This is a genomic window from uncultured Campylobacter sp., from assembly GCF_938018145.1.
In the GTDB taxonomy this organism is placed as follows: domain Bacteria; phylum Campylobacterota; class Campylobacteria; order Campylobacterales; family Campylobacteraceae; genus Campylobacter_A.
Genome location: NZ_CALIII010000269.1, coordinates 1 through 7,895, shown reverse-complemented (window position 1 = coordinate 7,895; position 7,895 = coordinate 1). Strand labels below are relative to the sequence as shown.

The following is a 7,895-nucleotide window of genomic DNA, read 5'->3' as shown; positions in this document are numbered from 1 at the left end:
AGCACAACCTTGCCAAGGTTGGGGTCGCGAGTTCGAATCTCGTTTCCCGCTCCATTTTTTTCTTACTATTTTTTCCCATTTTTTTATTTTCTTCGGATTTAGCGCTTTGGCCGATGTATTGCGTTTCAAACGGCAAAATCACGCTTGCAGACTTAGGCTTTACGGGCAAAAGCGACGAAATTTTAAATTTAAGCGAAAACAAAGCCGCAAAAATAAATTCGCGAGACTTAGCTGAAATTTTAAAAAAACACGGGCTAGAGCTTGAGGATAAAAGCGGCGGAGAGACGATATTTGTCAAAAACTGCGACGCGTTAGCTCTCGTGCAGCGCGCCTTTTTGCAAGAGGTTACGAGCGAGTTTAAGGGACTGCAATTCGTCAAATTTCCGCTTATCGAGCCTCAAAACGAACTTCCTAAAAACTTTCACGAATACAAATTCGATAAAATTTACGTAAACAAAATCAATCAAAAAGGTAGCTTTAGAGCCGGTTTTGTCACGCCAAACAGCTCGCAGCCAAGCGTATTTTTTAGATATGAAATAAACGCAAAAATGCCGGTTTTAAGGGCTACTAAGCCGCTTGCGACGCGCCAAATGCTAGGTATCGGCGACTTTACAAAGGACTGGGTCGAGCTTGGCGAGTTTAGCCCAGACATGATGAGCGACGCGCCAAACGCGAGGCTAGCGGCCAAACAAAATATAAAAAGCGGCGAAGTGCTGCGACTGCGACAGTTTACCCCGCTATCGCTCATAAAAAAAGGCGAGCGCATAAATGCCGTGCTTAGCGACGGGGCGCTCAGTATCATAGTCGAAGTCACGGCGCTGGAAAACGGCAATCTAGGCGAAACCATCAAGGTCAAAAACAACGATAAAAAGGTCTTTAGCGCGCAAATCGTCTCAAAAAAACAGGTGATAATAAGATGAAAATTTTTCTCGGCATTAGCGGTGCAAGCGGCGTAAATTTGGGGCTAAAGCTTGCCCGCGAGATAGCAAAAAGAAGCGAATTGCATCTGTGCGTGAGCAAAAACGCGATGAACGTGCTAGAAAAAGAGCTAAATTTCACGGATATTTTTTATAACAACGGCGCGGCGGCTTTAAAATTTAACGCAAACCAAAGTACTGCCAAATTTGACAAAGATCACGAAGACGCAAAATTTGCAAATTTTAGCTCCGCTCAAGGCGAGCTAGATTTTGGAGGCGGAGACGAAATATCGCGAAATCAAAACGGCAAATTTACGGATAGCGCGCAAGATTTGGGCGATAATGTTATAAAAATTGACGCTTTGGATAACTGCGCTCTTGACGACACAAACGGGCAAATTTGTAAATTTGAGGGCGGCGAGAAAAACGAGCGGCAAGACGCTCAAATTTTAGGCAAATTTGATGGCGGAGAATTTCAAAACAAAAGCGAATTTGATAAAAATAGCGCTCAAAAAGACGAAATTTATCAAATTTGGCAAGATTTGCAAAATCGCGCCGTTATCTATGGCGACTCCGATCTCGCCGCGGCTCCTAGCTCGGGATCGTTTGGTATAGACGCTACTATCGTCGTGCCCTGCTCTATCAACACCCTTGCTAAAATCCACGCGGGCTTTGCCGACACGCTGATAACTCGCGCCGCCGCAGTCGCGCTAAAAGAGCGAAAAAGGCTGGTTTTGGGCGTTAGAGAGATGCCGTTTTCTACGCTGGCACTCGAGCACGCGGCCAAGCTTTCCGCGCTCGGCGCTGTTATTGCGCCGCCAGTTTTGGGTTATTATTCTGGTCAAAATAGCCTTGAAGATATGGAAAATTTCATCATCGGCAAGTGGCTTGACCTGCTCGGGTTAGAGCATCAAATTTACAAAAGATGGGGCTAAAAACAGCTGCGCTAGCCGCAAGATAAAGTCCTGTTTTAGGCATAAAATAGTAAAATCATCCTTTAAAATTTAAAGGCGAAAAATGAAAGCTTGTATCTATCCCGGTACCTTCGATCCGGTCACAAACGGCCATCTGGACGTCATCAAACGCGCGGCTAAAATTTTCGATAAAGTCATCGTCGCGGTTGCGGCTAGCGAGAGCAAGCAGCCATATTTTAGCTTGGCTAGACGGGTAGAAATGGTAAAAATCTCAACGACGGATCTAAAAAACGTCGAGGTCGTGGGCTTTGATAACCTGCTCGTTGATTTTGCTAAAAATTGCGGCGTAAACGTCGTGATCCGCGGACTTCGCGCGGTCAGCGACTTTGAGTACGAGCTGCAAATCGGCTACGCAAACGCCACGCTTTGGGAGGAACTTGAGACCGTCTATCTGATGCCGAGCCTCAAAAACGCCTTTATCTCAAGCTCGATCGTGCGCTCCGTTCTTAGCCACGACGGCGACGTTAGCAAGCTGGTTCCGGGCGAAATTTTAGAAACTTTGAAAGGCTAAATTTGTATATTTTATTTGAAGGTATCGACGGCGCGGGCAAAAGCACGCAGATAGCGCGGCTGGCGGCGGCTTACCCGCAAGCGATCGTGACCAAAGAGCCCGGCGGCACGAAGCTTGGCGAAAATTTGCGCGAGATTTTACTAAAAGAAAACGACCTGGATAAAAGGGCCGAAATTTTGCTATTTTTGGCCGATAGAGCCGAGCATTTCGGTAAAATAATAAAACCCAACTTAGACAAGATGATTTTAAGCGACAGGGGCTTTGTCTCCGGTATGGCTTACGCGTTGGCGGGCGGAAATTTTAGCTTTGAGGAGCTTTTAAATTTAAACAAATTCGCCCTGCAAGGAAATTTTCCGCAAAAAATAGTATTTTTTAAAGCGGACGAAAGCACGCTAAGATCGCGCCTATGCTCGCGCGCGCAGATGGACGGCATAGAGGCTCGCGGATTTGATTATCTGCTAAAAGTGCAGGACGCGATGGAGGAAATTTTGCAAAAACTAGACGTCTGCTACGTCACAATAGGCGCCGCCTGGGACGAAGAAAAAATAACGAATTTGATAAAGGAGTTTATAAATGATTAGCGCATTAAGGGGGATGAAGGACGTTTTGCCGCCCCAGTCGGGACTTTACGAGAGGATAATCAAGATCTGCGAAGAGGTCGCGAAAAACTACGGATACGAGTTCGTGCTAGCTCCGCACCTAGAGCAAACGGCGCTTTTTCGCCGCAGCGTCGGGGAGAGCAGCGACATCGTGGGCAAGGAGATGTATCAGTTTGAGGACAAGGGCGGCAACGACGTTTGCCTGCGTCCGGAGGGTACAGCCGGAGTCGTGCGCGCCTTTATCGAGGCTAAATTTGACCGCGCGGGCGGCGTGAGACGGTACTTTTACCACGGTTCGATGTTTCGCTACGAGCGTCCGCAAAAAGGACGCTTGCGCGAGTTTCATCAGTTTGGCTGTGAGTGCTTTGGTGAGCCTAGCGTTTATGAGGACGCGAGCGTTATCTTGATGATAAACGAAATATTTTCGCGCCTGGGTATCAAAACTAAGCTACTTATAAATTCGCTCGGAGATGCTGCCAGCATGGGCGCCTACCGCGAAAAGCTAGTTAAATTTTTAGACGAGCATGAGGGTCAAATTTGCGAGGACTGCAAGCGCAGAAAGCTAACAAACCCTATCCGCGTGCTAGACTGCAAGGTGGAAAGCTGTCAAAAAATCTACGAAAACGCGCCGCTGATAATCGGTAGCCTAAACGACGAATGCGCAGGCGAGTTTAAAAAGCTGCAAGAAATTTTAAGCGGCAACGGCGTGGAGTTTGAGATAGATCCAAAACTCGTGCGCGGGCTTGATTATTACTGCAAAACGGCGTTTGAGTTCGTTTCAAACGAGATCGGCGCACAAAGCGCCGTCGCGGGCGGCGGACGCTACGACAGGCTGGTCGAGTACCTAGGCGGCAAGGCTAGCTACGGCGTTGGCTTTGCGATGGGTATCGAGCGCATAATGGAAATCCTAGGCGGCCGCGAGAGCGAGAGTAAAAGGAGCGGCGTATATATCGGCGCGATGGATGTCGATGGGCTAGACGCTATCTATAAAATAGCGATAAATTTAAGAAAAAGCCTCCCGGTTCTCGTGAGCTACGAGCCTAAAAAACTACAAAAGCACCTAAACGCCGCAGATAACGCTAATGCTAGGATTTGCCTTTGCGTCGGAGAGGACGAGCTAAAATCGGGTAAAATTTGGCTAAAAGATCTAAGCGAAAAGGCTGAAAAAACGCTTGATTTGGCGGATCTGGAGGCGGAACTTAAAAGGATTTTAAATGTATGATTACGGTTTAAATTTATGGGGAAATAATAACTTCATCGTCGAAAACGGTAAAATTTGCGTCAATACCGGCTCAAAACCCGCCATCATCGACATCGTAAAAAGCATCAGGAGCGAAGGCTACCGAGGCCCGCTGCTGCTGCGCTTCCCTCACCTCATACACAAGCAAATTTCGCAAATTTACAAAAGCTTTGAGAACGCGAAAAACGAATTTGGCTACAAAGGTAGCTTTAACGCCGTCTATCCGCTAAAAGTAAACCAATATCCGGGCTTTGTGAAAAATCTAGTCCGTCACGGCCAAAAGTACGGCTACGGGCTGGAGGCCGGCTCAAAGGCCGAGCTGCTACTAGTGATGGCGTATAACAACGAAGGCGCGCCGATCACCGTAAACGGCTTTAAAGATAAAGAGATGATAAACATCGGCTTTATCGCGGCCGAAATGGGACACAACATCACGCTAACGATCGAGGGACTAAACGAGCTTGAGGCTATCATCGCGATCGCAAAAGAGCGTTTCGCGCCAAAGCCAAACATCGGCCTGCGTATCAGGCTGCATAGCTCGGGATCCGGCGTTTGGGCTAAAAGCGGCGGCATAAACTCCAAATTTGGCCTAACGGCAACCGAGCTAATCGAAGCGGTAAATTTGCTAAAAGAGGCAAATTTGCTCGATCGCTTTAATATGATCCACTTTCATATCGGTTCGCAAATCACCGAAATCCACCCGCTAAAAAAGGCTCTAATCGAAGCAGGAAACATCTACGCCGAGCTGCGAAAAATGGGCGCGAAAAACCTAAAAGCCATAAATTTAGGCGGCGGCCTAGCCATAGAGTACTCGCAGTTTAAGGAAAACTCGAGCCGAAACTATACGCTTAGCGAATACGCCAACGACGTGGTCTATCTGCTAAAGACGATGGCGACGCAGCGAAACGAGGTGGAGCCTGATATCTTTATCGAGAGCGGCCGCTTCGTCTCGGCTTCGCACGCTGTGCTGGTTGCTCCGGTTTTGGAGCTCTTTAGCCAGGACTACACCGAGGAAAAGCTCGTACTAAAAAAGAAAAATCCTCAGCTAATCACCGAGCTAAACGACCTGCTAAGCACGATAAAACCGTCAAATGCGATAGAGTATCTGCACGATAGCATCGATCATATGGAGAGTATCCTGACGCTGTTTGATCTGGGTTACGTCGATCTGCAAGACCGCTCGAATGCTGAAATTTTAACCCACCTAATTATCAAAAAAGCGGCTAAGATCCTAGGCACCAAACAGCACAATGCCGAGCTTTTAAAGCTGCAAGAGGAAGCTCAAGAGCGCTATCTCGTAAACTTCTCGCTATTTCAGTCGTTGCCTGATTTTTGGGGTTTAAAGCAAAATTTCCCTATCATGCCGCTTGACCGCCTAGACGTGCGCCCTACCCGCTCGGCGTCGCTGTGGGACATCACCTGCGATAGCGACGGCGAGATAGGCTTTGACGACGAGGAAAATCCTCTGTTTTTGCACGACGTGGACGTGGAAAAGGAAGAGTACTTTTTAGGATTTTTCCTAGTCGGAGCGTATCAGGAGGTGCTGGGTATGAAACACAATCTCTTTACCCACCCGACCGAAGCCACCATCGAGATAGACGCAGAGGGATTTAAGGTTTCGCACCTGCTAGAAAGCCAATCTATCCTTGATATCATGGAGGATCTAGACTACGACATCTACGAGATCCAGGACATCCTAAACGAGCGTATCGAAAAGTCAAAGCTCGTAACCGACTCGCAGCGCAAGCAAATTTTAGGCGAAATGTATCTGTTTTTAAACGATAACGGCTATCTAAAAACTATATCTTAAATTTACAAAAAGGAGTAAAAATGCTATCAAAAAGAGTTCAGGTGCTAGGCGAGAGCCTAACCATCGAAATCAGCACCAAGGCAAAAGAGATGAAAGCCCGCGGCGAGGACGTGATCAGCTTCGGTGCGGGCGAACCGGACTTTGACACGCCCGAGATCATCAAAAACGAGGTAAAATCCGCTCTAGATAGGGGCTGCGGCAAGTACACCGCCGTAGCGGGTACGCCCGAGGTGAGAGAAGCGGTCGCCGCAAAGCTAAAGCGCGACAACGGCCTAAACTACGCGCCAAATCAAATCATCACCAACGTCGGCGCCAAGCACTCGCTTTTTAACGTATTTCAGGCACTAATCGACGAGGGCGACGAGGTCATCGTACCAAGCCCATACTGGGTGAGCTACCCGGAGATGGTCAAATTTAGCGGCGGCAAGCCCGTTTTTATCGAAACTAGCGAAAAGACCGGCTTTAAAATCACTCCCGAGCAGCTAAAAGCGGCGATCACTCCTAGAACTAAAATTTTAGTGTTAAACAGCCCTTGCAACCCGACGGGCGCGATATATAGCCGCAAAGAGCTAGAGGCGCTGGGCGAAGTGCTAAAAGGCACGAAAATCATCGTAGCTAGCGACGAAATGTACGAAAAGCTAAACTACGAGGGCGAATTTGTCGCGACTGCGGCGGTGAGCGAGGATATGTTTAACCGCACGATCACGATAAACGGCCTAAGCAAATGCGGCGCGATGCCTGGCTGGAGATTTGGCTACATGGCTAGCCCGTTTAAGGAGCTAAACGCCGCGGTAAACAAGCTACAAAGCCAAAGCACGAGCAACATAAACTCCCTAACGCAAGCGGGCGCCATCCCTGCGCTGCTCGGCAAAGCCGACGAGGATATCGCGTATATGAAGGGCGAGTTTAAAAAGCGCCGCGACCTGGGCGTTGAGATGATAAATGCTATACCGGGACTTAGCGTGCTTAAGCCTGACGGCGCGTTTTATCTTTTTATCAACTGCTCTGCCGTTGAGCCCGATAGTATGAAATTTTGCAAAGAGCTGCTAGAAAAGGCGAAAGTTGCCGTGGTGCCGGGCGTTGGATTTGGTATGGACGGATACTTTAGGCTTTCTTTTGCGACCGATTTAGAAAGTATCAGAAAAGGTATCGTAAGGATCGGTGAATTTGTAAAAAGCTATAAAAAATAGTATAAATTTGACTCAAATTTGACGCGGCGAGTAAATTTGCGGCGTCAAATTTGGAATTTTTCACTTCTGCCAAATTTGACTCTCCCTTTCATCTCAAATTTTTCAGCGTTAAAATTTAAGCCGTCTAGGCAAGATTAAAAGCTGTGCCGATAAAAACCTTTACCGCACGCTTTGGTAAAAATTTGCACCAAAAAATTATTTGAGAAAACTAAAACGACGAAAATAAAATTTGAAAAACGGCATTGGCCGTAAATAACGGCTTTATATATGGTGACATGAATGCAAAAACAACGCCGGAGAATACAGAGGATTTTGCAAAATTTACATGAAGCTGCGCGCGATCGTTTGGATAGAAAACCACTGGACTACGGAAGACAACGCAGGAGTTTTAACTGATTTTAAGAGGATATTTGTGGCAAGAACTGCAAAAGTGAGTTTTTTAAATACTAATTTTGGGCATTTTGCAAGCGAATAAAATTTATAGACTTTCATCCAAATACTCAAATTTCTGCTCAACGTTCATCATCACTTCGCAGTCACAGTATCTGCCCTGCTCTTTAAGCCACGCAAGCACGCTCAAAATGTCTTTTACATCCAAATTTGAAAGAATTTGCTCGGTGAGTTTTAGGCTGTGATCGCAGCCGTGCAAGTGAA

8 protein-coding genes are annotated in these 7,895 nt (G+C 47.2%); 7 read left to right on the top strand and 1 reads right to left on the bottom strand.

Translation table 11 applies throughout. The features are described from left to right. Nucleotides 1-113: 113 nt before the first annotated feature. From flgA to Q0338_RS06200, 7 genes are all read left to right on the top strand, one after another. Complete coding sequence (flgA, locus tag Q0338_RS06230; protein WP_298086006.1) at nucleotides 114-920, top strand: flagellar basal body P-ring formation chaperone FlgA; 807 nt, start codon at nucleotides 114-116, stop codon at nucleotides 918-920. Continuing rightward, nucleotides 917-1,852: a UbiX family flavin prenyltransferase gene (locus Q0338_RS06225; RefSeq protein ID WP_298086005.1), complete on the top strand. Its 936-nt coding sequence runs from the start codon at nucleotides 917-919 to the stop codon at nucleotides 1,850-1,852. Before flgA ends, Q0338_RS06225 begins: the two co-directional genes overlap by 4 nt. A gap of 82 nt (nucleotides 1,853-1,934) precedes the next feature. Further along, nucleotides 1,935-2,402 (top strand): pantetheine-phosphate adenylyltransferase, encoded by a 468-nt coding sequence (gene coaD, locus Q0338_RS06220; protein WP_298086004.1) that lies wholly within the window; start codon nucleotides 1,935-1,937, stop codon nucleotides 2,400-2,402. 2 nt (nucleotides 2,403-2,404) lie between these two features. After that, a complete protein-coding gene (gene tmk, locus Q0338_RS06215; protein ID WP_298086003.1) occupies nucleotides 2,405-2,983 on the top strand; it encodes a dTMP kinase in 579 nt (192 codons plus the stop codon). Further along, nucleotides 2,976-4,223 carry a histidine--tRNA ligase gene (hisS, locus tag Q0338_RS06210; RefSeq protein ID WP_298086002.1) on the top strand — a complete coding sequence of 416 codons (1,248 nt, stop codon included), beginning with the start codon at nucleotides 2,976-2,978 and terminating at the stop codon, nucleotides 4,221-4,223. Before tmk ends, hisS begins: the two co-directional genes overlap by 8 nt. Next, a complete protein-coding gene (speA, locus tag Q0338_RS06205) occupies nucleotides 4,216-6,051 on the top strand; it encodes a biosynthetic arginine decarboxylase (protein ID WP_298086001.1) in 1,836 nt (611 codons plus the stop codon). Before hisS ends, speA begins: the two co-directional genes overlap by 8 nt. A 20-nt stretch (nucleotides 6,052-6,071) precedes the next feature. Further along, complete coding sequence (locus Q0338_RS06200; protein ID WP_298086000.1) at nucleotides 6,072-7,241, top strand: pyridoxal phosphate-dependent aminotransferase; 1,170 nt, start codon at nucleotides 6,072-6,074, stop codon at nucleotides 7,239-7,241. A gap of 478 nt (nucleotides 7,242-7,719) precedes the next feature. On the opposite strand, the gene Q0338_RS06195 is transcribed toward Q0338_RS06200, so the two are convergent. Further along, nucleotides 7,720-7,890, bottom strand: a complete 171-nt coding sequence (locus Q0338_RS06195; RefSeq protein ID WP_298086007.1) for a DUF2695 domain-containing protein — start codon at nucleotides 7,888-7,890, stop codon at nucleotides 7,720-7,722. Nucleotides 7,891-7,895: the final 5 nt, after the last annotated feature.

What these genes read in the sequence shown, in the direction of transcription:
- hisS (WP_298086002.1), top strand. Translation starts at nt 2,976, where the DNA reads ATGATTAGCGCATTAAGGGGGATGAAGGACGTTTTGCCGCCCCAGTCG.
- coaD (WP_298086004.1), top strand. Translation starts at nt 1,935, where the DNA reads ATGAAAGCTTGTATCTATCCCGGTACCTTCGATCCGGTCACAAACGGC.
- Q0338_RS06225 (WP_298086005.1), top strand. Translation starts at nt 917, where the DNA reads ATGAAAATTTTTCTCGGCATTAGCGGTGCAAGCGGCGTAAATTTGGGG.
- flgA (WP_298086006.1), top strand. Translation starts at nt 114, where the DNA reads ATGTATTGCGTTTCAAACGGCAAAATCACGCTTGCAGACTTAGGCTTT.
- Q0338_RS06200 (WP_298086000.1), top strand. Translation starts at nt 6,072, where the DNA reads ATGCTATCAAAAAGAGTTCAGGTGCTAGGCGAGAGCCTAACCATCGAA.
- speA (WP_298086001.1), top strand. Translation starts at nt 4,216, where the DNA reads ATGTATGATTACGGTTTAAATTTATGGGGAAATAATAACTTCATCGTC.